The 25,920-nt window shown below is 72.2% G+C and carries 23 protein-coding genes; 11 read left to right on the top strand and 12 right to left on the bottom strand.

Annotation, left to right across the window (positions count from 1 at the left end):
- Positions 1-16: 16 nt before the first annotated feature.
- Positions 17-802 (bottom strand): hypothetical protein, encoded by a 786-nt coding sequence (locus tag HHX33_RS02840; RefSeq protein WP_182873143.1) that lies wholly within the window; start codon positions 800-802, stop codon positions 17-19.
- 114 nt (positions 803-916) lie between these two features.
- Here HHX33_RS02840 and HHX33_RS02835 point away from each other — a divergent pair, with 114 nt between their 5' ends.
- Together HHX33_RS02835 and HHX33_RS02830 are read left to right on the top strand one after the other, a co-directional pair.
- Positions 917-3,187 carry a polysaccharide lyase 8 family protein gene (locus HHX33_RS02835; protein WP_310741180.1) on the top strand — a complete coding sequence of 757 codons (2,271 nt, stop codon included), beginning with the start codon at positions 917-919 and terminating at the stop codon, positions 3,185-3,187.
- Positions 3,188-3,223: 36 nt separating this feature from the next.
- The gene (locus HHX33_RS02830) at positions 3,224-4,231 is read left to right on the top strand and encodes a small ribosomal subunit Rsm22 family protein (protein ID WP_182873141.1); all 1,008 of its coding nucleotides are present in this window, start codon (positions 3,224-3,226) and stop codon (positions 4,229-4,231) included.
- Here HHX33_RS02830 and HHX33_RS02825 read toward each other — a convergent pair.
- Together HHX33_RS02825 and HHX33_RS02820 are read right to left on the bottom strand one after the other, a co-directional pair.
- Positions 4,228-4,530 (bottom strand): STAS domain-containing protein, encoded by a 303-nt coding sequence (locus HHX33_RS02825; RefSeq protein WP_182873140.1) that lies wholly within the window; start codon positions 4,528-4,530, stop codon positions 4,228-4,230. The genes HHX33_RS02830 and HHX33_RS02825 overlap by 4 nt on opposite strands.
- A complete protein-coding gene (locus HHX33_RS02820; RefSeq protein ID WP_310741179.1) occupies positions 4,527-8,726 on the bottom strand; it encodes a SpoIIE family protein phosphatase in 4,200 nt (1,399 codons plus the stop codon). The genes HHX33_RS02825 and HHX33_RS02820 overlap by 4 nt, the downstream gene beginning before the upstream one ends.
- A gap of 159 nt (positions 8,727-8,885) precedes the next feature.
- Here HHX33_RS02820 and HHX33_RS02815 point away from each other — a divergent pair, with 159 nt between their 5' ends.
- Together HHX33_RS02815 and HHX33_RS02810 are read left to right on the top strand one after the other, a co-directional pair.
- Positions 8,886-10,268 (top strand): PP2C family protein-serine/threonine phosphatase, encoded by a 1,383-nt coding sequence (locus HHX33_RS02815; protein WP_182873139.1) that lies wholly within the window; start codon positions 8,886-8,888, stop codon positions 10,266-10,268.
- Between the two features lie 7 nt (positions 10,269-10,275).
- Positions 10,276-10,635, top strand: coding sequence for an STAS domain-containing protein (locus tag HHX33_RS02810; protein WP_220501390.1), 360 nt, complete (start codon positions 10,276-10,278; stop codon positions 10,633-10,635).
- A gap of 39 nt (positions 10,636-10,674) precedes the next feature.
- On the opposite strand, the gene HHX33_RS02805 is transcribed toward HHX33_RS02810, so the two are convergent.
- The 4 genes from HHX33_RS02805 to HHX33_RS02790 form a co-directional block, all read right to left on the bottom strand.
- Entirely contained in the window at positions 10,675-11,025 is a 351-nt protein-coding gene (locus tag HHX33_RS02805; RefSeq protein ID WP_111697667.1) for a hypothetical protein, read from the bottom strand.
- Between the two features lie 168 nt (positions 11,026-11,193).
- Positions 11,194-11,595, bottom strand: a complete 402-nt coding sequence (locus HHX33_RS02800) for a hypothetical protein (RefSeq protein WP_182873138.1) — start codon at positions 11,593-11,595, stop codon at positions 11,194-11,196.
- Positions 11,596-11,688: 93 nt separating this feature from the next.
- Entirely contained in the window at positions 11,689-12,096 is a 408-nt protein-coding gene (locus HHX33_RS02795) for a hypothetical protein (RefSeq protein ID WP_182873137.1), read from the bottom strand.
- Positions 12,089-12,568, bottom strand: coding sequence for a hypothetical protein (locus tag HHX33_RS02790; RefSeq protein WP_182873136.1), 480 nt, complete (start codon positions 12,566-12,568; stop codon positions 12,089-12,091). The genes HHX33_RS02795 and HHX33_RS02790 overlap by 8 nt, the downstream gene beginning before the upstream one ends.
- 162 nt (positions 12,569-12,730) lie before the next feature.
- Between HHX33_RS02790 and HHX33_RS02785 the strand changes: the two genes are divergently transcribed.
- The gene (locus HHX33_RS02785) at positions 12,731-14,200 is read left to right on the top strand and encodes an AAA family ATPase (RefSeq protein WP_182873135.1); all 1,470 of its coding nucleotides are present in this window, start codon (positions 12,731-12,733) and stop codon (positions 14,198-14,200) included.
- A 13-nt stretch (positions 14,201-14,213) separates the two neighbouring features.
- Here the strand turns inward: HHX33_RS02785 and HHX33_RS02780 are convergent, their stop codons facing one another.
- From HHX33_RS02780 to HHX33_RS02770, 3 genes are read right to left on the bottom strand one after another with little or no spacing between them, the layout of a single operon-like run.
- Positions 14,214-15,116, bottom strand: a complete 903-nt coding sequence (locus tag HHX33_RS02780; RefSeq protein ID WP_182873134.1) for a carbohydrate ABC transporter permease — start codon at positions 15,114-15,116, stop codon at positions 14,214-14,216.
- A gap of 2 nt (positions 15,117-15,118) precedes the next feature.
- Positions 15,119-16,039: a carbohydrate ABC transporter permease gene (locus HHX33_RS02775; protein ID WP_182873133.1), complete on the bottom strand. Its 921-nt coding sequence runs from the start codon at positions 16,037-16,039 to the stop codon at positions 15,119-15,121.
- Positions 16,040-16,041: 2 nt separating this feature from the next.
- On the bottom strand, positions 16,042-17,358 hold the full coding sequence (locus HHX33_RS02770) for an extracellular solute-binding protein (protein ID WP_220501389.1): 1,317 nt from the start codon (positions 17,356-17,358) through the stop codon (positions 16,042-16,044).
- Positions 17,359-17,753: 395 nt separating this feature from the next.
- Here HHX33_RS02770 and HHX33_RS02765 point away from each other — a divergent pair, with 395 nt between their 5' ends.
- From HHX33_RS02765 to HHX33_RS02750, 4 genes are all read left to right on the top strand, one after another.
- Positions 17,754-20,213, top strand: a complete 2,460-nt coding sequence (locus tag HHX33_RS02765; protein ID WP_182873131.1) for a glycoside hydrolase family 3 N-terminal domain-containing protein — start codon at positions 17,754-17,756, stop codon at positions 20,211-20,213.
- Positions 20,197-21,273: a LacI family DNA-binding transcriptional regulator gene (locus HHX33_RS02760; protein ID WP_182873130.1), complete on the top strand. Its 1,077-nt coding sequence runs from the start codon at positions 20,197-20,199 to the stop codon at positions 21,271-21,273. The genes HHX33_RS02765 and HHX33_RS02760 overlap by 17 nt, the downstream gene beginning before the upstream one ends.
- A gap of 146 nt (positions 21,274-21,419) precedes the next feature.
- Positions 21,420-22,397, top strand: coding sequence for an AraC family transcriptional regulator (locus tag HHX33_RS02755; protein ID WP_182873129.1), 978 nt, complete (start codon positions 21,420-21,422; stop codon positions 22,395-22,397).
- Positions 22,398-22,520: 123 nt separating this feature from the next.
- Positions 22,521-23,501: an AraC family transcriptional regulator gene (locus HHX33_RS02750; RefSeq protein WP_182873128.1), complete on the top strand. Its 981-nt coding sequence runs from the start codon at positions 22,521-22,523 to the stop codon at positions 23,499-23,501.
- Positions 23,502-23,520: 19 nt separating this feature from the next.
- Here HHX33_RS02750 and HHX33_RS02745 read toward each other — a convergent pair whose 3' ends face one another.
- Complete coding sequence (locus tag HHX33_RS02745; RefSeq protein WP_220501388.1) at positions 23,521-23,946, bottom strand: ATP-binding protein; 426 nt, start codon at positions 23,944-23,946, stop codon at positions 23,521-23,523.
- A 306-nt stretch (positions 23,947-24,252) separates the two neighbouring features.
- On the opposite strand from HHX33_RS02745, the gene HHX33_RS02740 reads away from it, so the two are divergent.
- Complete coding sequence (locus tag HHX33_RS02740) at positions 24,253-24,540, top strand: helix-turn-helix transcriptional regulator (protein ID WP_182873127.1); 288 nt, start codon at positions 24,253-24,255, stop codon at positions 24,538-24,540.
- Here HHX33_RS02740 and HHX33_RS02735 read toward each other — a convergent pair.
- A complete protein-coding gene (locus tag HHX33_RS02735) occupies positions 24,492-24,980 on the bottom strand; it encodes an ATP-binding protein (protein ID WP_220501387.1) in 489 nt (162 codons plus the stop codon). The genes HHX33_RS02740 and HHX33_RS02735 overlap by 49 nt on opposite strands.
- Before the next feature lie 286 nt (positions 24,981-25,266).
- Here HHX33_RS02735 and HHX33_RS02730 point away from each other — a divergent pair, with 286 nt between their 5' ends.
- Positions 25,267-25,905, top strand: a complete 639-nt coding sequence (locus tag HHX33_RS02730) for a response regulator (RefSeq protein WP_111701144.1) — start codon at positions 25,267-25,269, stop codon at positions 25,903-25,905.
- Positions 25,906-25,920: the final 15 nt, after the last annotated feature.

Below are 25,920 nucleotides of genomic sequence, written 5' to 3'. Positions count from 1 at the left end.
GGTCGGGCGTCCGGGATCAGGCGCAGCCGACGCGGCCGGTGCTCAGCGTGATGTCGTCCATCCAGAGGTCGTACGCCGAGGGAGCGGGGTTCGGCTGGTAGAGCTGCCAGCCGAGCTTCACCGTGTCGAACCTGGGGAAGACGAAGTCGGTGTCGTTGCCGCCGTGAGAGCGGGTGGAGACGGTCAGGTCGGGCTGGGGGACGCCGTCGAACCACACCGAGATCCGGTTGTCGGCGGGGTCCATCCGCCACTCGACGCACTGCCAGACGCCGGCCCGGGAGGGCGCGGACTCGCGCCAGTTGGTCCAGTCGCCGGTGGGGCCGCCGTCCGCGCCGACGCCCCACAGGTCCTTGCCCAGCGTGGGGACGTACTGCCCGCCGAGCGGCCGGACGATCTCCGGACCCGCGCCGGTGGCCTCGACGAGCGTGTAGTGCGCCCAGTCGGGCGCGGTGGGGAACGCCTTCACGCGCAGCCGGACGCGGCCGTAGAAGCCGTTGCCGGGTGGAGCGAAGTCGTCCACCCTGAGGAAGGCCCGGCCGTTGCCCTCGGTGTGGACGTGCAGCACCTTCTGGCCGCCCGTCGCGGGTTCGACGGTGAGCGTGCCGTGCTTGGTGTCGACGCCCCACTTGAGGCTGGCCGCGCCGCCGACGGGCAGCGACTGGAAGTCCTCGCAGAACAGCGCGGCCTTCTTCGCGCAGGTCCCCGGCCCGTGCCCGCCGTGACCTCCTGAGGCGGAGGCGACCGAGGTCGCCGTCAGCGGCAGCAGCAGGGCCAGACCGGCCGCGGATAACACTCGTCTCACAACACGCTCCCTTTCCCGGTGACAAGGCAGAAGAAAGGTACGTCATTTGGGAGCGCTCCCATAGATGTCTGCCGAAGATCGATGAAAGCGGCGGATCGCGCGGATAATCTACGCGTGAAGGGACCTTCCCGGCGATTATTTCTCCAGTTCAGCGGCCTCGCCGTCCTCCTGACGGCCTGTGACCCCCAGACCGGGCCCGGCACCGGGGATCTGGCCGTGCTGGGCCGCCGCTGGCGGGAGGTCACGCTCGGCGCGGGCCTGTTCGATCCGGCGCGGGGGCCGTACCGGGGCCGCCTGGCGCGGCTGGGTGCGGAGGCCCGCCTGCACCGCGACGCCATGACCCCCACCGGCCGGTCGCTCTGGCCGGACCTGCCCTTCCCGTCCCTCGGCGCCACCCCGGCGCGGCTGCGCGCCATGGCCCGCGCGTACGCGCTGCCGGGCACCGGGCTGACGGCCGAGCCGGGCCTCGGCTCGGCCGTGGCCACCGGGATCGAGCACTACGTGCGGCACGTGTACGCCGCGGACGCCGGCCAGACCGGCAACTGGTGGGACTGGCAGATCGGAGCGCCGAGGGCACTGCTCGACGCGGCTTTGCTGGCCGGTCCACACCTGACGGGCGGTCAGACCGCGGCGCTGTGCGAGGCTGTGGACAACTTCGTCCCCCCGGGCCGCCTCGACGACTACGCGGGCAACAGCACCGGGGCCAACCGGGTGGACCTGTGCACGGTCACGCTGCTGCGGGCGATCGCCGGAGCGGACCCCGGCCGGGCCGCGCTCGCCGTCTCCGCGCTCTCGCCGGTCTTCCGGTACGTCACCGAGGGCGACGGGTTCTACCGCGACGGCTCGTTCATCCAGCACGGCTCGGTCCCCTACCAGGGAGGGTATGGCGTGGTGGCCCTGACCGGCCTCGCGACGCTGTCCGCGGTGCTGCGCGGCACGCCGTGGGAGATCGCCGACCCGGCCTTCCGCAACGTCCTCGACGCGGTCGACAGGTCGTTCGCGCCGTTCGTCCACGACGGCGCGTTCATGGACCTCGTACGGGGACGCGGCGTCGCCAGGCGGCCGTACGGCGACCACGCGCGCGGCAGGGAGATCGCCGCCGCGATCCTGCTGCTGGCGGAGACGGCCCCGGCCGCCGACCGGGCCCGCTGGCGGGGCATGGTCAAGGGCTGGGCGGCGCGCGACACCGCGAAGCCCATGCTCCGGGCCGCCGAGGGAGGCGATCCGGCGTTCCACGCGCGGCTCGCGGCCGTGCTGCGCGACGAGACGACACCGGCGGCGCCCGAGCCCCCCGGGCACCGCCTGTTCCCCGCGAGCGCCCGCGCCGTACACCGCCGGCCCGGCTGGTGCGCGGCGCTCAGCATGGCCTCCTCACGGGTGGCCCACTACGAGCACGGCAACGGGGAGAACCCGCGCGGCTGGCACACGGGCGCCGGAATGCTCTACTGGTGGGGCCGGGAGCACGGCGACCAGTACTCCGACTCCTTCTGGCCCACCGTTGATCCGTACCGGCTGCCGGGCACCACCGTCTCCACGCTGAGCCTGCCCGACGGTGCGGGCGGCGCGTGGGGCGACACCCGCCCGCCGGCCGAATGGGTGGGCGGCGTCACCGACGGCGTGTACGCGGCCGTGGGCCAGCACCTGTACGGCCTGAAAAGCACCCTTGAGGCCTTCAAGTCGTGGTTCTTCCTCGACGACGCGGTCGTCTGCCTCGGCGCCGGGATCACGGGCCGGGACGGCGTGCCGGTCGAGACCGTTGTGGACAACCGCAGGACCGGCGCCGCCCTCACCGTGGACGCCGTGGTGGGGTGGGCGCATCTGGACGGCCACGGCGGCTATGTCCTGCCCCCGGGGCAGCCTCTGCGGACGCTGCGCGAAACCCGTACGGCGGGTGGGGTCGGCCGGTCGTACGCCACGATCTGGCTGGACCACGGCGTGGACCCGGACGCGGCCGGCTACGTCTACCACCTCATGCCGGGGGCGGGCCCGGCCGCGACGCGGGCCCGTGCCGCCGACCCCGGCTGGGCCCGCGTGCTCGCCAACACCTCCGCGCAGCAGGGGATCGCGGTGCCGTCACTCGGGATCACCGCGGTCGCCTTCTGGGCGGGGGGACGGGCGGGCGGCCTGGCCGCCTCCGATCCGTGCGCGGTCCTCGTGCGGGACCTGGGCGACGGCACGGCGACGGTGACGGTGGCCGATCCCCGGGCCGATACACCGCGCGAGCTCGACGGGCTGACGGTGACGTGGGACCACCCGGTGGCCGGGGTCGTGGACGCCCATCCGCTCCTGGACAGCGCCCGGACGGGGGCCCGGCTCACGCTCGTCTTCGGCCGGCTGGCGGATCGGGCCGGCGCCTCCCACACGGTCACCGTACGGCTCGCGTGAGGGTCGTTTCGACAGCGTGAGCGGGGGCGGGGCATCATGAACAGCGTGTCCGCCCTTCCCGATGCCCTCGACGACGCGCTGGAAGAGTCGCTCGGCCGCTTTCCCGTGCCCGAACTGACGCGAAACGTATCGGCGCTCATCCGGCAGTACCGGGAGGGTTTCGACCGGAACGTCCCCGCGCTGGGCTCCGAGGCCGCCGTCGCCGCGTACGCCGGCTACCGCATGCCGGCGACCTACAGCGCGGTGGCCGCGGCGCTGCGCCAGGTCGCCCTGCTCGCGCCCGGCTTCGCGCCGCGGACGCACGCCGACGTGGGGGGCGGGACGGGCAGCGCGGTGTGGGCCGCGAACGCGGTCTGGCCCGGGCTGACGGACGTCACCGTGCTCGAACAGTCCGCCTCCGCCATCGCCTTCGGCCGGCGGCTGGCCGCCCGCTCTCCCGCGGCGGCCGTACGGGAGGCCCGCTGGCGGCAGACGGTGCTCGACCGGGGGACGGCCGCGCCCGCGGCCGACCTGGTCACCATGTCGTACGTGCTCGGGGAGCTGTCGCCCGCGGTCCGGGACGACGTGGTGCGGTCCCTGGCGCTGGAGTCGGCGCGGCACGGGGGCATGCTGGTGATCATCGAGCCCGGCACGCCCGCCGGGTACGCCGGGATCGCCGCGGCCCGGCGGCTGCTGGCCGGGGCGGGCCTGCACATCGTCGCGCCCTGCCCGCACGACGGCGAGTGCCCGATCCGGGAGGGTCAGGACTGGTGCCATTTCGCGGTCCGCCTCAACCGCAGCGCCCTGCACCGCCGGGTCAAGGACGGCACGCTGAGCTTCGAGGACGAGAAGTTCTCCTATGTCGCGGCGTCGGCCCGGCCGTGGCCGCGCGCCGAGAGCCGCGTCGTACGCCACCCGCTGAAGCGCAAGGGGCTGGTGACGCTGCGCCTGTGCACGACCGGTGACGGTCTCGCCGACCACCCCGTCTCGAAGCGGCAGGGGGAGGTCTACCGCGAGGCGCGCGACGTCGTCTGGGGCGACGCCTGGCCCCCGCCCGCCGTCTAGGACTCCATTCCGTGGACGGTGGTGACCTGCACGAGGCCGGAGATGGTGAGCACCGGGGCGAGCAGGTCGTTGGCGACGAGCTCGATGCGCGGGGCGTGCGCGAACAGCACGGTCAGCCCCGCGCTGTCGAGGTACTCGACCTCGCTGAGGTCGACCAGCAGGGCGTGGCCGTCGACGGAGGCGCCGGACAGCGCGGCGTCGAGCTCGGCCGCGTTGCTCATGTCGATCTCGCCGCTGACGGTGAGGACCGGGGTGCCGTCGGGGCGGCGGGACGGAGCCATGGTCAGGGGAGTCGTCATCGGGGGATCCTCGCGTGCATGTCGACGGTGGTGCCGGCGGCACCGGGACGGATGGTGACGCGCTGCATCAGGGCGCGCATCAGGGCGACTCCGCGGCCGCGGTGCGTGTTGGCCTCCGGTCTGGGGGGTTTCCAGTTGCCGCTGTCGGCCACGGTCAGGTAGAGATCGCCCGCGGTGGCGACCGCCCGCAGCCGCACGGTGCGTCCGGGGGCGTCACGGTGGCCGTGCTCGATCGCGTTCGCGCAGGCCTCGCCCGCCGCGACCAGGACGTTCTGGATCATCGTGGGATTCAGCTCGCACCGGTTCAGCCAGTCGCGCAGGGCCGTACGGACCGGGGCGAGCTGGCTCGACTCGGCGGGGAAGGCCACCTCGAACGGCGCGGGCTGGCGGTACAGCAACAGCGCGACGTCGTCGCTGTAACCGGTGTCCGGCGCCATCCGGCGCATGACCTGCGTCGCGAGGTCCTCGATGGGGGCCGAGCGGCCGTCCTGCACGGCGGCGCTCGCCTGGTCGATGCCCCTGGTCAGCGGGCTGCGGCGGCGCTCGACGAGGCCGTCGGTGTAGAGCAGCAGCGTCGACCGCGCCGGCATCGTGCGGACGTCCTCGGGCCGGGGATGGCCGGGCCGCACCGCGAGCGGCGTGGAGCGCCCGCCCTCCAGCAGCTCGGTCCCGCCGCCGGGATGGGCCAGGATGCCCGGCAGGTGCCCGGCGCTGGAGTAGACGAGACGGCCGGTCGTCGAGTCGAGGACGCCGCAGAAGACGGTCGTGCACCGGGCGCCGGGCACCAGGGCGGCGAACTTGTCGAGGGCGGTCAGCACCTGTGCCGGCCCCGCCTCCTGCAGCAGCAGGGCCCGGCAGGCGCTGCGCAGCTGACCCATGACGGCCGCGGCCTCCAGGCCGCGCCCCACGCAGTCGCCCACCACGATGCCGATGCGCTCGTCCGGCAGCGGCACGATGTCGTACCAGTCGCCGCCCACCTCCAGCGGACGGGTGGCCGGCTCGTACCGTACGGCGAAGCCGGCGGGCAGGTGGGAGGGGCCGAGGATGGCCCGCTGCAGGGCGACCGCGGCCTCACGCTGCTGGTCGAGCTGGTGCACCCGGTGCAGGCCCTGGCCCAGATGACCGGTCAGCAGCGCGAGCAGCGTCTGGTCCTCGGCCGTGAAGGGCCGGTTCTGGCCGAGATCGATCCACAGGGTGAGGATGCCCGCCGGATGCTCCAGGCTGATGCCCGCGCCGTCCGCCTCGCTCGCGAGCGGGCGCAGGGGCGGGTAGTCGCGCAGCTCGGCGAGCCTGTCCCGCAACTCCGCGGGCAGGTCGAGCCAGCCGGTCCCGATCTCGGTTTCGGCCGCGGTCTCGGTCGCGGGGCAGGCGCGGAACAGCGCGGGCTCCGCCTCGCCGTGCCACAGGGCGGCCGTCACGTCCCGGGCCCGCCAGACCTCGCGCAGCTCCTCCAGCGCCCCCGTCAGCGCGTCGGACACGCTGCCCGCCTCGGAGACGCGCACGCTGAGCGCGGCGAGGGCCGTCTCCCGCTGGACGAGATAGTGCTCGGCGGTGACGTCGCGCAGGGTGCCGACGATCCGGCGCTCACCGGTGCCGGGGTCCGCGACGGCGACGAAGGTGGCCGCCACCCAGATCTGGTGCCCGTCGCTGTGGCGGAGCGGCACCACGCAGCCTCCGCTGCCGTGGCTCGTCACCCGTTCGTACGCCTCGGCGAGCCTCCGGTACGTCACCGGGTCGTCGGCCTCGGCCGGCAGCCAGGGATGACGCGGGAGATAGGGGAGCCCCTCGGGGCCGTACCCGACGATGTCGGCGAACGCCGAGTTGACCTCGATGACGGCGCCGTTCTCGTCGGCGACGAAGAACGCCTCCTGCAACGACTCGATCATGGCGGCGTGCCACCGGAGGTGGTGGGCGCGCAGCCGCGCCCGATCCACGGTGGCCCGCACCCGGGCCAGCAGTTCGTCGGCGGAGAACGGCTTGACGAGGTAGTCGTCCGCGCCCGCGTCCAGCCCCTCGATGCCGGCCTCCTGTCCCGCGCGGGCCGACAGCAGCAGGACCGGGACCGCGGCGGTGCGGGGGTCGGCCCGCAGCGCCGCCACCAGCCGCAGGCCGTCCAGGCGGGGCATCATCACGTCGCTGACGACGAGGTCGGGAGCGTCGGCGCGGACGGCCTCCAGCGCGGCCTGGCCGTCGGTGACGACGTCGACCTCGTACGCGGGCCGCAGCAGGCGCCGCAGATAGTCCCGCATGTCGGCGTTGTCGTCGGCGACCAGGATCCGTGGCCGCGGCCCGTTCGCGAGCGCCGAAGCGGCCGCGGAGGTCTCGGCCTCGTCCTCCCGCGACTCCGGCCCCTCGGGGAGCCAGCGCAGGGCCTCCTCCACGTACGGAGCGGCGGCGGTCGTCGGCTCACTTTCCGTGGGCCGCACCGGGACCAGACCGTCGGGCGGCAGATGCGCCGAGCCGAAGGGCAGGCGGATGGTGAACGCGGTGCCCGAGCCCTCCGCGCTCTCGGCGGTGATCGTGCCGCCGTGGAGGCCCACCAGCTCCTTGACCAGCGCCAGCCCGATGCCGCTGCCCTCGTTCGACCGCGACCTCGCGCTGTCGACCCGGTGGAAGCGCTCGAACAGCCGGGGCAGCTCGTGCCGGGAGATCCCGATGCCGGTGTCCGCGACGGTGACGACCGCGTGGCCGTCCTCCGCGCGCAACGTGACCCGGACGGAGCCGTCGAAGGTGAACTTCAGGGCGTTGCTCAGCAAATTGAGCACGACCTTCTCCCACATGCCCCGGTCGACGTACACCGGTTCGTCCAGGGGAGGGCAGTCCACCTCGAAGGCGAGCCCGGCCTTCTCGACGGCCGAGCGGAAGACCCCGGCGAGGTCGGTGGTGACGGCGGCGAGGTCCACCGCTTCGTAGCGGGCCCGCATGCGGCCGGCCTCGATGCGGGAGAAGTCCAGCAGGGTGTTGACGAGCTTGCCCAGCCGCAGGCCGTTGCGGTGGACGACGTCGAGCTCCGCGCGCAGCCGGTCCGCGCCCACCCGCTCGCCGTTTCCGGCCAGCGCGGTGCGCAGCTCCTCCACCGGTCCCATGATCAGGGTCAGCGGGGTGCGGAACTCGTGGCTGATGTTGGAGAAGAACGCCGTCTTGGCCCGGTCGAGCTCGGCCAGCTCCTCGGCGCGGCGCTGCTGGAGCTGGTAGGCCACGGCCGCGTTGACGAGGGCGGCGGTCTGCCGCGCCACCAGGCCGAGGAACGACTCGTACGCCTCGTCGAGGGCCCGGCCCGCGCCGGCGGCGAGCACCATCACCCCGACCATCCCGCCGCCGGTCTCACCGGCCAGCGGCAGCACCACGGCCTGTGTCGGAGGGGTCTGCCAGCCGCCCGAGGGCAACGCCCCGAACCGCTCCGTCACGTCGGTCACCACGACGGGCTCCCCGGTGCGCAGCACCTGGTCGACCGGCCAGTCGCCGGGGCCGCCGGGGAGCGGGGAGACGCTCGCGTCGCGCGGGCTCGTCGCGGCCGGCGTCAGGTCGTCCGTGCCGGGGCGGCGCAGGTAGATCGCCGAGAAGGGCACGTCGGCGCCCGACCGCTCCAGCGCCTCGGCGACGAGCCGGCACGCCTCGGCGACGCTGCGGGCCTGCCCGGCCTGGGCCCCGAGGTCCTGCAGCACCGCCAGGCGCCGCTCCCCGATGAACCGCTCCGTGGTGTCGCTGACCGCGGTGAAGACGCCCCGTACGACGCCGTCGTCGTCGTGCAGCGGGCTGTAGGAGTACGTCCAGTACGTCTCCTCCCAGTAGCCGTGCCGGTTCATCGGCAGCAGCAGGTCCTCCGACCAGGTCGCCTCGCCGGAGCTCATCACCGAGCGCAGCATCGGGCCGATCGTGTGCCAGATCTCCGTCCAGACCTCGTCGCCCGGCTTGGCCAGGGCGGGATGCTTGGACCCGAGCAGCGGCAGGTAGGCGTCGTTGTAGAGGAACCGCAGCTCCTCGCCCCACCACACGATCATGGGAAAACGGGAGGTGAGGCAGATCCGGCAGGCGGTGCGGAGGCTCGCCGGCCAGGTGTCCGGGTCTCCCATGGATGTCCCGGACCACGGATAGGCGCGCATCCGCCGCGCCATCTCGCTGCCGCCGGGGAACAGGAGCTCCACCGGCTGACCGTCCTCGGCGGACATCGGTTCCGTCGCTTGCTCGTCGCCCACGCGTCTTCTCCCTCGACGGCCGGGCCGCCGCGGGCCGGCCCGGGTGTCGTGCCGCCCTGTCGGGCGAGTCCGGCAGGTCAGGGAAGGAACAGTTCAATGGTTCCGTAGGATAGGGCAAACGTTTCACGGGTGACGCGGGCCCCCTAAGTACGCGCCCCGGTGGCAAGGAAGGAGCCCGAGGTCAGCACGGTCGAGGAAGCGCCCGGCAGGCCCACGGCGGCGGACTCCGACGAGGAGGCGCGCCGGCAGGAGGCCGTGCGCCGCTACGCGGCCCTGGAGACCGCGTCAGGCGGCGCGTTCGACCGGGTGGCCGCCCTGGCCGCGAGGATCTTCCACGCGCCCTTCGCCACGGTGACGATCGTCGGGGACGACCGCGTCCGGGTGATCGCCGCGCACGGCCCGCCCGCGCGCCCCGCGACATTCCGGTCCCCGATCGTGGAGTCCCCGGTCGTCGAGTCACTGTGCGCCGCGGCCGTACGGCACGACGGCCCGCACGTCGTCTCCGACGCCCGGCTGCACCCGGGGGCCGCCGGCGATCCGGCGGTGCGCGGCGAGCCGGGGATCAGGTTCCACGCGGCGGCGCCGATCGTGACGCCCGACGGTGAGCCGCTGGGCAGCGTCAACGTCATGGACACCCGCCCGCGCGAGGCCGGCGAGGAGGAGCTCGCCTGCCTGCGGGACCTGGCCGGCCTCGTGATGGACGAGCTTCAGGTGCGGCTGGTCACGCAGCGCACGGTGGAGATCGAACGGCAGCTCCGCGCGGGCGCGGAACGGCTGGCCCGCACCTTGCAGCGGACCCTGCTGCCGCCCGCGCTGCCCCGGGTGCCGGGCCTGCGCGCGGCCGCCGCCTACCACCCCGTCTCCGCCGACGAGGTCGGCGGAGACTTCTACGACCTGTTCCCCCTCGACGGAGACCGGTGGGGGTTCTTCCTCGGCGACGTCTGCGGCAAGGGCGCCGGCGCGGCCTCCCTCACCTCGCTGGTCCGCTACACCCTGCGCGCCGCGGCGGTGTACGACGCCGATCCGCACGCCGTGCTGGCCAATCTCGACGCGGTGCTGCAGCAGGAGCACGCGGGCGGCGACGTGCCGGCGCCGTACTGCACCGCGGTCTTCGGGGTCCTGCAACCCGACGGCGACGGGTTCGGCGTCACGCTCGCCACCGGGGGTCATCCCCCGGCGCTCGCGGTGCGGGCCGACGGGGTGGTCGAACCCATCCACCCGGCCGGCGGGCAACTGATCGGCATCCTGCGCAACCCGCACTTCGCCCAGGTCAGCGCGCGTCTGAACGCCGGGGACGCGTTGCTCCTCTACACCGACGGCCTCACCGAGGCCCGCACCGAGACCGGCTCTATGCTCGACGAGGACGGCCTGACCGCCTACCTCGCCGCAGCCGGGCCGACGAGCGCCGACGCACTGCTGGACACGGTGCACGACCTGATCACCGCCCTGGGCGAGGGAGTGTCCGACGACACCGCGGTCCTCGCCCTGTCCGTCCCACCCGCCACCCGATCATCGTTCTCCGGGAGCCAAGGTGCAGCATGATCACGGCTTGACCGTCACCCTTCAACCGGGCACCGCGGAACCACGCGTGCTGGTCGTGGCCGGCGATTTGGACCACCACACCACCCCCCGGCTACGCGCGGCCCTGGAGGAGGTGACCTTCGGCCCCGGCGCCGACCTGGTCGTCGACCTGTCCAGCCTGACCTTCTGCGACTCCACGGGCATCGCCACGCTGGTGGCCGCCCACCAGCGCGCGCACGACGCCGGTGGCGCCCTGCTCCTGGCCGGCCTGGAGCAGGACATCGCCCGGGTCTTCCACATCATGGGCCTGGACCAGCTGCTCGCGTTCTACGACTCCCCCGAGGAGGCCGTACGCGCCGTGAAGGACCGGCGGGAGTCGACGACGTGACGGGGCGGTGACCACCGCGGTGTGATCGGAGGCCCGCGTTCAGGAGGCGTCGGCGCCGATGACGACCGTGAGGCTCTGCCTGATGGAGCAGTTCGCGACCCGGCGGCAGAAGCCGTCCTCCACGTTGCTCGCGCCACCGGCGGTGCTGGCTCTGGTGTGCTGGTGACCACGAAGGTGGGAGGGGCTGTCCAGGAACACGACGTTCCGGTCGCGGGTGCCGTTCCCGATCGAGGACGGGCCTCGTCCTCCCGGAGGGTCCTCCGCGGCCCGGCCGGCCGCCGCCGCGGGGACGGCGAGGAGGGCCTGCGTGATGGCCGCACCGGAGAGCAGCCCCGCGAGGAGCGGGACGCGCCGGCGCCCGCCGCGCGCTCCGCGGTATGAAAGAGCCATTCGCCACCGTCCTGTACACGCCATCCCGATCCGGGTCGCGCACAGCGTATTCTCGGCGGTGGTCCGGCGGATTTCCCGGCGCGCCTCTTGTCATATTCTTGCCCACCGCGAACAGGCGGCTGATATTCGCGGCGGAACGGGCCGGAAGCCGAGGCGGGCAAGGCCCGCTCAGTGCCCTCCCACATTCACGTTTCCCCGGGTGGTGGGGAAACTCGTGTTGCTGCCGTGGATGCGCTGCGGGATGCCGCAGCCGGGTCGGTGCCGGCAGTTGGCTGCCTGGGTGTTGACCGCCGCGTCCACGCCCGCGACGACCTGCTGGACGCCGAAGGCGTTCCGCTGGCTGCCGGCCACCAGGTAGGCGCGGTTGTTCAGGCCGTTGTTGACCACCCAGCGCGTGCGCGAGGCGTTGGCGTCACCCCCGCCGCCGCCCCAGCCCCAGCCCCGGCCCGGCGCCGCGGCGGCGCTGCCCGGCGAGAGCGCGACGCCCGCGGTCGCGACCGCCAGCGCGCCCAGCGCCAGCAGGCGTGCCGCCGGGCCGATGAGCGCGTTTCGCGCCGTGTGACGAGCCATTGTCTTCTACGCCCTCTCGGTGTCCGCATCCGGGTGGAATACACCGGGCATCTACCCCGTGGGGCCGCGCGCGTCACCGCCGCCGGGAAATGATTACCGCCGCATCGACCGCATGGCGGTCCTTTTGGCGTCGTGCCGCTTCCGGGGAGAAATGTCCCCGGAATGCTGCTGGTTCGACGCCCATATTCTCTGGGCCGCCTCACAGCGGCGGAACCATCGCCGGCAGGCCGTGCTCTGGGAGTTGGAGACGCCGCCGACGCCGATCGTCTGCTGCTGGATGCCGCTGTTCTTCGCGCTGCCCACCACCAAGTGGCTGGTGTTGTCGATGCCGTTGCCCACCCGGATCAGGGCGCGGTTGCCGTTGCGGTCGCCGCCGTCGGCCCGGAACGCCGCCGCGTCCGCGGCGGGCGGCGCGACGGACCAGGCCGTCGTGATCACCAGAACCGTCGTGATCGCCAGGGTCAGGGGGACGAGAACCCGCACGGCCGGCCGGTCACGCACGGCGTTCACCCTGCCGGGAACGATCGTGACGACCGGCACGCGCGGCGCCCGGCGACAGGGTGGCGGACGCGTGCACCTTCTGCGTCAGCACGCAGTGGCGGCCGTGCGGCCGGCACAGGCCGCCCTGCACGCTGCTCACGCCGCCGATCCCCGCGGAGAACAGGTACTGGACGCCGCTGATGCGGCTGCTGCCGATCGTCACCATGTTCCGGTTGCCGGAGCCGTTGCCCACGCGTACGGCCGAGTCGTTCCCGTTGCCGTCACCGGTCCCCGCGAGGTGACCGGCGGGCGCGCGGGACCGGGCGGAGGCGCCGGCCGCACCCGCTTCCGCCACCAGGAGCGCCACCAGGGCGAACATCAGGGCCGTCATCAGAGTCGGCGCGAGCGCGATCGACGCCGCCACCGCGGCGGGCCGTACGACGGCACGGCGCGAGGACGCGTGAAGGCTGTCGGAGGTGGGAGTGATCGGCATCGATGTGCCTCTACCCCGCCGCCCGGTCTCCCTCTCGGCTCCCGCCGAACCCGGGCCCGATGATTGCCGCCCCTTGGCAGGACCTCCGAGCGCGAATTATTGCTGCGACTATGATAGTTGCACCTATCATAGTCAGCGACGCCATCGAGACGAGGGGGGTCCTTGCTCCGGAAGCCGGAACGCTTGTACGGCCGGGACGTCGAGTGGGAGAACCTCGTCGATTTCGTCGCATCTCCCGTACCCGGGGCGACTCTCGGGCTGGTCTACGGCCGCCGCCGTCAGGGCAAGACCCTCATGCTGGAGCTGCTGGCTCAGCAGACCGGAGGGTTCCTGTTCGGCGCGACGCAACAGACCGAGGCGCAGAACCTCGCCGACCTCGGGGCGGCCTACGCCGCGCATCGGGGTCTTCGCCAACCCGTCGCCTTCCGTACGTGGCGCGAGGCGCTCGACGAACTGCTCCGGCTCGGTGAGGACGCGGCCACTCCGCTGATCATCGACGAGTTTCCCTATCTGGTCTCCGCGACGCCCGCGCTGCCCTCCTATCTCCAGCAGGCGCTCAGCCCGTTGAGCCACGCCAAGCAGCACACCCGGACCCGGATGATTCTGTGCGGCAGCGCGTTGACGACCATGTCACAGTTGCTCGCGGGCGGTGCGCCCCTGCGTGGACGGGCGGGCATGGAGCTGGTGGTGCGCCCCTTCAGGTATCGCGAGGCCGCGGCCTTCTGGGGTGCCGATCACGATCCGGAATTGGCGTTCCGGCTGCACGCGCTGCTCGGGGGGACTCCCGCCTACCTGGAGATGAGCGGGGGGTCGGGGCCGGCGCGGACCGCCGAGTTCGACCACTGGGTTCAGCGGCGCCTGTTGAACCCCGCCTCCGCGATGTTCCGTGAGGGCGCCCTGCTCCTGCGGGAAGAGCCGGCGATCGCCGATCCGACCTCGTACGCGGCGACGCTGAGTGCGATCAGTGCCGGCAACCATCGGCGCTCGGAGATCGCGGCGGCGCTGGGACGTCCCAGCAGCTCTCTCGCCCATCTGCTGGCCGGCCTGCAGGACATCGGGCTGATCGAACAGATCGACGACGCCCTGCGTGGCAAGCGCAGCGTCTTCCGCATCAGCGAGCCGGTCGTGCGCCTGCACCAGCTTCTCATCCGGCGCCATGAGGCCGAACTGGTCGCGGGTCGTGCCGATCGTGTCTGGGAGGCCAACGCGGACACCGTCGCCTCCCGCATCTACGGCGCGCACTTCGAGGACCTCGCTCGGCAGTGGTGCTTCGAGCACGCCTCACGTGACACGCTCGGCGGCGTCGCGAGCATGGTGCGCCCGACGGAACTGCCGTGCCGCGAGCACCGCCGGGGGCACGAACTCGACGTCGTCGTCACGGAGACCACGTCGTTCGCCGCCGACCGGATCACCGCGATCGGGGAGGCCAAGAGCACCGAGGCGCCGGTCGACGTCCCTCAGCTGGAACGCCTGGAGCATCTGCGCGGGCTGCTGCCGGCGGGGAGGGTCGGGGCCCTCCCGAAGCTGCTCCTCTTCGCCCGGTCCGGGTTCTCGGCGGAGCTGGTGCGCCTCGCCGGCAGACGGCCCGACGTGGAACTCGTCCACCTGGGCCGTCTGTACGGCGGAGACTGAGGGGTCCCGGGACCTACTTGCCGAAACCGGCGGTCAGGCCGCTGAGCAGCTGACGGCGCCCGACGGTGTAGAGGACCAGGATCGGCACGATGGTCAGCACCACGGAGGCGAGCACGGCGGGCACGTTCACGCCGTACGGCCCGCCCTGGAACGCCGCCAGACCCAGCGGCAGGGTGCGCTTGTCGGGGCTCTGGGTGAGGATCAGCGGCAGCAGGAACCCGTTCCAGACGTTCAGCGCGTTGTAGATCGAGACCGTCACCACGGCCGGCCGGGTCAGCGGGAAGGCCAGGCGCCACAGTGTCATCCACTCGGTCGCGCCGTCCATCCGCATCGACTCGAAGAGCTCCTTGGGCACGTCCCGGATGAAGTTGGAGAGCACCAGCACCGACAGCGGGATCGCGAAGGCGATCGACGGCAGGACCAGCGCGGTCAGCGAGTCGTAGAGGCTCAGCTTGATGATCAGTAGGTAGATCGGGATGACGGTCGCCTGCAGCGGGATGGCCAGGCCCATCAGGAAGAGCGAGTTCACCCCGCGGAGGAACCGGCTGGCGGTGCCGCTCCGGACGATCGCGTACGCCGCCATGAACGAGAACAGGACCGACGGGATCACCGTGCCGACGGCGACGAGGAGGCTGTTCAGGAAGTACAGCGGGAAGTCCATCTCGATGACGAGCCGGTAGTTGTCCAGCGTCGGATCGGAGGGCGGCAGCAGCGGGTTGGTCACGTAGTAGTTGCTCTGCGTCTTGAAACTGGTGATCACGATCCAGTAGATCGGGATGATCACCACGGCCAGCCACAGCCAGCCGATGAGCCCGCCCAGCCAGTTGGGGCGCTGGCTGGGCGTTGCGGGGCGGCGTCCGCGCGAGTGGGCCGCGGTGGGGCGCTTCGCCGCCGCCGGCGTGTGGGTCGCGGTCACGGTCAGGCCCCTTCGAGCTGGCTGGCGTTGGGGTCGCGGCCGCCGAGCCGGCGCAGCAGCAGCGCCAGGGCGAGGCCGACGAGAACGAGGATGACGCCGATCACGCAGGCCGCTCCCATGAGGTTGGCCTGGAAGCCGCGCTTGTACATGTCCAGGGCGAGCGCGCGGGTGGCGTCGGAGGGACCGCCCTCGGTCAGCACGAAGATCAGGTCGAAGAAGGTCAGGGAGCCGACGATCATCAACGTGGAGGACGTGATGATCGTGTACTTGAGCTGCGGCAGGGTGATGTTGAAGAACATGCGGACCCGTCCCGCGCCGTCCAGCTCCGCGGCCTCGTACAGCGAGCGCGGGATCTGCCGTACGCCGCCCTGGTAGAGCAGCGAGTGGAACGGGATGAACTGCCACGACACCACGAAGATCACGACGCCGAGGGCGAGGCCGGGCTCGCCGAGCCAGTCCTGGGTGAGCAGGTCGATGTGCAACCCCGCGCCGAGCCCGAAGTTGGGGTCGAGCAGCGCCTTGTAGGTGATCGCGATGGCCGCCGAGCTGAGCAGCAGCGGGATGAAGTACAGCACCGCGAGCAGCTCGCGGTAGCGCTGGTGTCCCGCGAGGAACACCCCGATCAGGATGCTGGCCGGGGTCTGGACCGCCCAGGAGAGCGCCGTGATCAGGAACGTCACCCACAGCGCGTGCGGCAGGCCCGGGTCGGAGAGCACGGACTGCCAGCTCTCCAGCCCGGTCAGCTGGATCGTGCCGAGCGTGTCCCAGGACGTGAAGCTGAGCAGCAGCACCCCGATCAGCGGAATCACCGCGAAGGCCACGAAGGCCAGCAGGGCCGGAAGTGCCAGCCACGGCAGGACGCCGCCGCCGCGCGCCTTGGGCGCGGCGGCGGACGACGTCCGTCCGGTGGTAGTCGCGGACATCGTCACTTGCCGATGACCGCGTTCATGTTCGTCGCGAACTGCTGCGGAGAGATCGACAGCTGGAACAGCTTGGCGATGTTGTCCAGCAGCACCTCGGCCGCGGTCGGGCTGAGCGCCTGGTCCCAGGACTGGGCGAACACCTTGGCCTTGCTCGAGACGCCGTAGATGAAGTTCAGGAACTCCGCGTCCTTGGAACCGGTGAACAGCTTGTCGGAGCCGTTGACGATCGGCACGCCGCCGGTGCCGACCCATTCCTTCTGCTCGGCTTCGTCGAGGACTCCGGAGGCGAAGAACTTCTTCGCGATCTCCTTCTGCTCGGGCGTCGCCTTGGAGGAGATCGACAGGTACTGGCCGGGGTTGCCGACGGTGTCGCTCGGGTCGCCCTTGCCGCCGTCGATCGGCGGGAAGTTCATGAAGCCGAGGCCGCCGCTGGAGACGAAGTCGCCGCCCTGCGCCTGCTGGATGCCGTACGACCAGCTGCCGTGCAGCATCATCGCGGCCTTGCCGGTGTAGAGCAGCGCCTGGTCGGCGTTGGAGTCGGCGGTGATCGAGGAGAAGCCCTTGATGAACCCGTTGGCCTTGATGAGCTCCTGCATCTTGGTCAGGGCCTCGATGGACGCGGGGTTGTTCCAGGCGTCCTTCTCGCCGTCGAAGACGGCCTGGAACACCTCGGAGCCGCCGGTGCGGTCGAAGAGGAACTCCAGCCACATCATGTTCGTCCAGCGGGACTGGCCGCCCAGCGAGAACGGCGCGATGCCCTGGGCGTTGAACTTCTTCACCAGATCCAGGATGTCGCCGTACGACTGCGGCGGCTGCACCCCGACCTTCTCGAAGACCTTCTTGTTGTAGAACAGGACGATCGGCTGCACCGTCTCGCACGGCATCGCGTAGATCTTGCCGTCGATCGTCGCGGCGCCGAAGGCACCGGGGAACAGCCGGTCCTTCACTGCGGCGTTCTGCTCGAACCACGGGGTGAGGTCCTCGACCTGGCCGGCCTGCACGTAGCTGCGCAGACCGCCGCCGCCCCAGCCCCAGATGATGGTGGGCGCCTGGCCCGCGCCGATCGCGGTCTTGATCTTCGTCTTGTACGCGTCGTTCTGGATGACGTTGAAATCGATCTGGCCGTTGGGATTGGCCTGGTTGAACCGCTTCACTGCCGCGGTCCGGGGCGCCTCACCGGGCGGGCCCGAGAGGAACCAGTAGCTGGCCTTGGCCCCGCCCCCGTTTCCGCCCGCGGCGGCGCCGCTCGCGGCACCGCCGCTCGGGGCCGGGCCGGACGTGCCGCAGGCCGCCAGCGCGGCGCCCAGGGGAAGGCCCATCGAGAGGGAAAGGAAGGCACGGCGAGATGTAGACCTGGACTCCACGCTGTTCTCCGTACGTCGCATGCCGAGGCTGAGCGCGGCTCGCCGAACATCGGATGCGGTGGCCGGCGAACTGGATCAACAGCGTGATCAGCACCGTGGGCGCCTCCGCCCCACTCCTCCTTGAAGTCAGCCCGTCGAAACATTTCGACACAAGCCGCGTGGCACGCCAATTTAGATAGGCGTTACCAGCGTGTCAAGGCTCCTCTCACATGCTCGGCACAGCCGGGTTAGCCGTGTGTAGAGTACTTTCGCATGGGCGTCTAGCTGGTGATCTCGTGAAACATCTATGTTTCAGCCGAATCCGCCACCGGACCTCGAAATGTTTCGAAACTCTTTCTTGAGGAGAGCAGATGACGGCGCTCGATCGGACCCCCGCGACGGACCGGATCCTCCGGCCGTGGCAGGACCCCGCGCTTCCCGTGGCCGACCGGGTGGAGGCCCTCCTCGAGGAGATGACTCTGGAGGAGAAGATCGGCCAGCTCGGCAGCCGGTGGATCGGCAACGACATGCAGGACGAGCAGATCGCCGAGTCACAGGACGACACCGGCACGCACAACGTGGCGCCCATGCAGGACGTGTTCGCCGCCGCGGGGACGGTGCCGTTCGAGGAGTCGGTGCGCCACGGGCTCGGGCATCTGACCCGGGTGTTCGGCAGCACCCCGGTGAGCGCGGCGGAGGGAGCCGCGGAGGTGGTGCGGCTGCAGCACGAGGTGGTGAAGCACTCCCGGCTGGGCATTCCGGCGCTGGTACACGAGGAGTGCCTGACCGGTTTCACCACCTACGGCGCGACGGTCTACCCGACGGCCATCGCCTGGGGCGCGACCTTCGACCCCGGCCTGGTGGAGCGGATGGCCGCGGCCATCGGGCGGGACATGCGCGCCGTGGGCGTCCACCAGGGCCTTTCGCCCGTGCTCGACGTGGTGCGCGACTACCGCTGGGGCCGGGTCGAGGAGACCCTGGGCGAGGACCCGTACCTCGTCGCGATGCTCGGCTCGGCGTACGTGCGCGGCCTGGAGAAGGCGGGGGTCATCGCCACGCTCAAGCACTTCGCCGGATACTCCGCGTCCCGGGCGGCCCGCAACCACGGCCCGGTGCCGATGGGCCGGCGCGAGCTGATGGACATGATCCTGCCGACGTTCGAGACCGCGATCGCGGAGGGCGGCGCGCGCTCGGTCATGAACTCCTACTGCGACCTGGACGGCGTTCCCTCCGTCGCCGACCCGTGGCTGCTGACCGAGGTGCTGCGCGAGGAGTGGGGGTTCACCGGGACCGTCGTCTCCGACTACTGGTCGGTCGCGTTCCTGGCCACGATGCACCAGGTCGCGGCGGACGCGGAGGACGCCGGCGTGCAGGCGCTGACCGCCGGGATCGACGTCGAGCTGCCCGACACGCTCGGTTTCGGCCAGCACCTGGCCGACCGGGTGCGACGGGGCGAACTGCCCGAGGCCCTCATCGACCGGGCCGCGCGCCGGCTGCTCACCCAGAAGATCGAGCTCGGCCTGCTCGACCCCGACTGGACGCCGGAGCAGTCGGTGGCCGAGGCGGAGTCGGTGGACCTGGACTCGGCGCACAACCGGGAGCTGGCCAGGGAGCTGGCCGAGCGGTCCGTCGTCCTGCTCGACGCGGGCGAGGCGCTGCCGCTGCTCGGCGAGGGCCGCCCCGAGCTGAGGCGGGTGGCGGTGGTCGGCCCCTGCGCCGACGACCCGCGCACGTTCATGGGCTGCTACTCCTTCCCGAACCACGTGCTGCCCCGCTACCCCGGGCTCGGGCTCGGCATCGAGGCGCGCGGCCTGCTCGACGCGCTGCGGGCCGAGCTGCCGGACGCCGAGATCGTCCACGAGCGGGGCTGCGACTGGCGGGACGCGGACCGCTCCGGCTTCGCGGACGCGCTGCGGGCGGCCCGCGAGTCCGACCTGTGCGTGGCCGTCGTCGGCGACCTCGCCGGGCTGTTCGGGCAGGGGACCTCGGGCGAGGGCTGCGACGCCGACGACCTGCGGCTGCCCGGCGTGCAGGAGGACCTGCTGACCGAGCTCGCCGCCACCGGCACGCCGGTCGTCGTGGTGGTCGTCTCGGGCCGGCCGTACGCGCTGGGGGACGTGCGCGACAAGGCCGCCGCGCTCGTCCAGGCGTTCATGCCCGGGCAGGAGGGCGGGGCGGCGGTCGCGGGCGTCCTGTCCGGCCGGGTGCAGCCCTGCGGGAAGCTGCCGGTGCAGATCCCCCGCAGCCACGGCGGCCAGCCCGGCACCTACCTCCAGCCGCCGCTCGGCGCCGACGACCACGGCATCAGCAACCTCGACCCGAGCCCGCTGTTCCCGTTCGGCTACGGCGCCTCCTACACCACCTTCGAGGTCGGCGACCTGGAGATCAGCGAGACCGAGGTGCCCACGGACGGCGAGTTCACCGTGTCGGTGCGCGTGCGCAACACCGGCCCGCGGGCGGGCGAGGAGGTCGTCCAGCTCTACCTGCACGACGTGCTCGCGCAGGTCACCCGTCCGGTGCGGCAGCTCACCGGGTTCGCCAGGGTCCGGCTGGAGCCCGGCGAGAGCGCGCGGGCGACCTTCACCGTCCACACCGACCGGACCGCCTTCACCGGACGCGACCTGCGGCGGGTGGTCGAGCCCGGGGACGTCGACGTCCTCGTCGGCACGTCGGCGTCGGCGTCGGACCTGCCCTGCCGGGGCCGCGTACGGCTGACCGGCCCGCTCCGCCACGTCGGCAGTGACCGCCGGTTGGTCACCCCCGTGGAAGTGAGCCCGGCGCCGGGGTCCGGCGCCACGCGACAGGGAGGATCAGATGGCGGCCGGTCGTAGACGGGCCACGCTGGCGACGGTCGCGGCCTCGGCGGGTGTGTCGGTCGCGACCGTGTCGAAGGTGCTGAACGGCCGGAGCGACGTCGCCCCGGCGACGCGTGCCCTGGTGCTGTCGCTGCTCGCGCAGCACGACTACGTGGCGCCGCCGCAGCGCCGGGGCGAGCCGGCCGCGTCCGACACGGTCGAGGTGGAGTTCGACGACGACCTCAACCCGTACTCGACCGAGATCGTCCAGGGCGCGGTGGAGGCCGGGGCCGAGCTCGACGCGTCGATCGTGGTGAGCATCCGGCGCTCCGCCGACCGCACCGGGGGGTGGGCGCGCGGGCTGGTCGCGGCCGGGCGGCGGGCGCTGGTCGCCGTCACGGGTGAGCTGACCGGGGGGCAGCTCGGCGCCCTGTCCCGGGCGCGGCTGCCCCTCGTGGTGATCGATCCGCTGAACCTGCCGAGGACCCGGGTGACCAGCGTCGGCTCCACGAACTTCGCCGGTGGTCTGGCCGCCACCCAGCACCTGCTCGGGCTGGGCCACCGGCGCGTCGCCCACCTCGGCGGCCCGGCCACCGCGGCCTGCACCCAGGCCAGGCTGCACGGCTACCGGGCCGCGATGGAGGCGGCGGGCGTCCCCGTACCTCCCGGGTACGTGCGGACGGCGCACTTCCACTACCAGGACGGGGTCGAGGGCGGCGCGGCGCTGTTCGATCTCCCCGAACCACCCACGGCGATCTTCGCCGGGTGCGACGAGATCGCGCTCGGGGTGCTGGAGGCCGCCAGGGCGCGCGGGCTGCGGGTGCCGGAGGACCTCAGCATCGTGGGATTCGACGACACCCAGATCGCCCGGATGGCCTCGCCGCCCCTCACGACCGTACGCCAGCCGCTCCGGGAGATGGGCGCCGTCGCGGTGCGTACGGCGCTCCGCCTGGCGGCGGGGGAGCGGATCGAGTCGCACCACGTCGAGCTCGCCACCGAACTGGTGGTGCGCGGCTCGACCGCCCCCGTCACGACCGGGGACCCCACGACGGATGCTTCGGCGGCCACCCGGGTGGACGCGGCCGCCCGCGGCTGAACCGGACGGCCGCGGGGTGCCGGGGGTACGGCAGGCGCCGACGGGGAGTACGCGGCTCACCAGGACGAACGTAGGCTGGGACAGAAGGCCCACCCGGGGGGATTGGGTCGCCCCTCGGGCCACGTGACCGCTGGGGGGAGGCGGACATGTCCGATCAGCGGATGCCGCTCGCCGCGCACTGGCGGCTGCACACGCACGACGCCGACGAGGCCCGGGTGCGGATCGGGGAGGTCATCGGCGCGCACGAGCTGCGACCCATGAGGGCCGGTGCCCGGCTCGACGTCCGGTTGCACGGAGTCCAGTTCGGCGACTTCGGACTGCACGTCCTCGGCTACGGAGCGGAGGTGTCGATCATACCGCCCGTCGCGGACGACTCCCTCTTCGTCGAGCTCCCGTCTGCCGGAACGGCCGAGGTGTGCCACGGCCGGGAGTCGATCCGATCCACGCCCGAGCTCGCCGCCGTGCTGTCGGCTCGCCCCAGGTCCATGCGGTGGTCGGCCGGGAACACGCAGTGCATCGTGCACTTCGACAGGCCGGCGCTCGAAGCTCACCTCGGCAGGCTGATCGGGCGGCGGCCGGACCGTCCGCTCACGTTCGCCTTGGGCATGGACCTGACGCGGCCGCCGGCCCGTTCCTGGTGGTCGGTGGTCGAGCTCCTCCGCGACGAGGCCGAGACCGGTGGCGCCATGCTGGAGCAGCCGCTCGTCGTCAGGCAGTTCGAAGGGCTGCTGATGACGCAGCTTCTGATGGCCCAGCCGAGCAACTACATCGACGAGTTGTGCGGTGGGCAGCGGAGGGTCGCGCCGCCCACCGTGAAGCGGGCCGTACGGCTGATCGAGGAGCACGCGGGCGAACCGCTCACGGTGGAGGACATCGCCGAGGCCGTGGGGGTGAGCGCGCGGGCGTTGCAGGAGGGGTTCCGGCGCCATCTGGACAAGACGCCGATGGGTTACCTGCGGGAGGTGCGCCTCGACCGGGTGCGGGCCGAGCTCACGGTCACCGATCGGGTCACCGTGACCGTCACCGACGTCGCGTACCGATGGGGGTTCGCCCATCTCGGCCGGTTCTCGTCGGTTTACCGGCAGCGGTTCGGGGAGTCGCCCTCCGAGACCCTCCGGCGCTGACCCGGCCCGGGCGGGGCCGGGGGTACACGGCCTGACCAGGGCGAACGTAGGCTGGGACGGACCGTCCGGGGGACGCGCCACGTCCGCGCGTTCCGGTTCGCGTGACCGCTGGGGGAGGCGGAGATGTCCGATCGGCCGCTACCGTTCGCGGCGCATCAACGGGTGTGCACCCGGGACGTCGACGAGGCCGAGGCCAGAGTCGGGGAGGCCCTCGGCCGCTACGCGGTGCGTCCCGTGGAGTCCGGCGCTCACATCGACGCCTGCATGACCGGGATCGAGTTCGGCGAGGTCGGTCTGTACTGCCTCCACTACGGCACGGAGGTGTTGATTACCCCCCAGATGGTCGACACTCATCTCCTCGTCGAGGTGCCGCTCATCGGCACCGCCGCGATGTCCCACGGGCCCGAGCGGATCGTGTCGACGCCAGGGCTCGCCTGCGTGCTGTCGCTCACCCGGCCCATGTCCGTGCGCTGGTCGGCCGGCCACTGCGGGCTGTTCACCCGGTTCGACCGCAGGGCACTCGAAGACCAGCTCGGCAGGCTGATCGGGCGGCGGCCGGACCGTCCGCTCACCTTCTCCCTGGGGATGGACCTGACGCGGCCCCCGGCCCGTTCCTGGCGGTCGGTGGTCGAACTCCTCCGTAGAGAGGCCGAGACCGGTGGCGGAATGCTGGAGCAGCCGCTCGTCGTCAGGCAGCTGGAGGGGCTGCTGATGACGCAGCTTCTGATGGCTCAGCCGAGCAACTACATCGACGAGTTGCGCGACGGGCATCGGACGGTGGCGCCGCCCACCGTGAAGCGGGCCGTACGGCTGATCGAGGAGCACGCGGCCGAGCCGCTCACCGTGGAGGACATCGCCGAGGCCGTGGGGGTGAGCGCGCGGGCGCTGCAGGAGGGGTTCCGGCGCCATCTGGACAAGACGCCGATGGGTTACCTGCGGGAGGTGCGCCTCGACCGCGCGCGGGCCGAGCTCACGGTCACCGATCCGGTCACCGCGACCGTCACCGACGTCGCCTACCGGTGGGGGTTCGCCCATCTCGGCCGGTTCTCGCTGGCCTACCGGCAGCGGTTCGGAGAGTCCCCTTCCGAGACCCTCCGGCGCTGACCCTGCCGCCCCCATCGGATCAGCAGGCGGGCAGTTCCGCCCAGTAGGTGGCGGAGTCAGGCCCGACGTCGGCGCCGTGACGGAGCGCCAGCGCCTCGACGACGTCGGTGCCGCGTCCGCGCTCGTCCGAAGCGGGCGCGCTGCCCGGCCACACGGGAGCCGCTCCCGAGTCGCCGACCTCGACGCGTACGACGCCTCCGTGCAGGAACAGCCGCAGCTCGGCTGGTGGCAGGGCGTGCAGCACCGCGTTCGTGACCAGCTCCGAGATCACGAGTACGGCCTCGTCCGCAATGGCCTCGGGCAGGCCCCACTCCGCCAGCACGTCGCGTGCCCGGCGGCGCACCACGCCGACCGCCTGGAAGGAGTGGGACACCGGATATGTGTAGACAGCCGTGGCCGCTGCGGCCCCGGTGACGTCGGCACGTTCCATAACCTGTACGTTCATCGTCTCGTGCTCCCTGATCACCAGTGGGCTGGACCCGTTCGGAGAGCCCTGCCGTGACCCCTCCCGGTAAGGAGGCCTCCAGCTGGTAAGAGCGTCCATATCCCCACGTTATGTGGGTGGGTCAACGTGTGCTATCCCAAAGACGAGGCATGACGTCCACATTACGAACCCCCCGTCCTCCACCAAGCCGCCCCAAGGCCGATCTTGCGCAATTGTGCCGTCTACCAGCGGGAACGTAGGCTGGATGGGTGTCCACGCAGAGGATGCGCCTCGCCCTGATCGCGTGACCGCCGACGGGAGGGGGACATGCCCGATCAGCCGCCGGCGCTCACCGTGGAGGACATCGCCGAGGCCGTGGGGGTGAGCGCGCGGGCGCTGCAGGAGGGGTTCCGGCGCCATCTGGAGAAGACGCCGACGAGTTTCCTGCGGGAGGTCCGCCTCGATCGGGTACACGCCGAGCTGGCGGCCCGCAACCCGTACACGGCCACGGTCACCGATGTCGCGTATCGCTGGGGGTTCGCCCATCTCGGCCGGTTCTCGTCGGTCTACCGGCAGCGGTTCGGGGAGTCGCCCTCCGAGACCCTGCAGCACTGAAGCCGGCTCGTGGGCCGCACCGAGGGCCGGGCCCGCAGCTCCACCCAGTGGGTGACGGACTTCGGCCGGACGTCGGCGCCGTACCCGACCGCGAGCGCTTCGATGACGACGACGCCGCGTCCGCCCGCGGGCGTGCCGCCGGACCGCACGGGTGCCGTCCCCGAGTCCGCCACCTCGATCCGTACGACGTCCTCCAGCAGGAGGAGCCGCAACTCGGCCGGGGGAAGAGCGTGGAGCACGGCGTTCGTGACCAGCTCGGAGACCACGAGCAGGGCCTCGTCCACGGTGTTCTCCGGCAGTCCCCATGTCCTGAGCGGGCCGTGCGCGCGGTGCCGTACGGCGGCGACCGCCTGCGGCATGTGGGGCACCGGACAGGTGTACACAGCCGTGGGCGCTGCGGCCCCGGCGGCGTGGGCACGGTTCATGAGCTGTGCGTTCATCGTGTCGTCGTGCTCCTCGGCCGGAGGTTCTGTGCGTCGTCACTGGTCGGGCGGGGTGCGCGGGAAAGTTTCCCCTCGCTCACCTCCGCGGCCGCCCCGCCGGGACGCCCCTGACGGGCGGTCGTCCGGCTGGTGGAAGCGGCCATGTCTGAACGTTATGTGTGTCGGGCGGAGCGGGCTATCCCGAAGACGAGGCTTGGTATCCCCAGTACGAACCGCCGCTTTTCGCCTCACCGGCCGGGCCCGTGCTCGGCCGATCGGGCTCTGAGGGCTTAGCGTATGAGTCATGATTCGCGTGTTCCTGGTGGACGACCACGAGGTGGTACGGCGCGGCGTGGCGGCGCTTCTGGAGGCCGAGGACGACATCGAGGTCATCGGCGAGGCGGGGACGGCGGAGTCGGCCGTGGCCCGCATTCCGGCCCTGCGGCCCGACGTCGCGGTGCTGGACGTGCGCCTGCCTGATGGCAACGGCGTGGACGTCTGCCGGGAGGTGCGCTCGAAGGTGCCCGGCCTGGCCTGCCTGATGCTGACCTCCTTCGCCGACGACGAGGCGCTGTTCAACGCGGTGATGGCCGGTGCGGCCGGTTACGTGCTCAAGCAGATCCACGGCTCCGATCTGGTCGGCGCGGTGCGGACGGTGGCCGCCGGGCAGTCGCTGCTCGACCCGCAGACCACGGCCGCGATGCTGCACCGGCTGCGTGACCAGGCCACCAGGAAGGACCCACTGGCCGCCCTGTCGGACCAGGAGCGCCAGATCCTGGAACTGATCGGCGAGGGCCTGACCAACCGGCAGATCGGCGAGCGGATGTTCCTGGCCGAGAAGACGGTCAAGAACTACGTGTCGAACCTGCTGGGCAAGCTCGACATGCAGCGCCGCACCCAGGCCGCCGCCCTGGCCGCCCGCCTCAAGGCCGAACACGACTAGATCGGCTCGACCACC

The sequence above is a fragment of the Microbispora sp. H10670 genome (assembly GCF_014161385.1).
GTDB lineage: Bacteria > Actinomycetota > Actinomycetes > Streptosporangiales > Streptosporangiaceae > Microbispora > Microbispora triticiradicis.
This window is presented reverse-complemented; position numbering and strand designations above follow the sequence as displayed.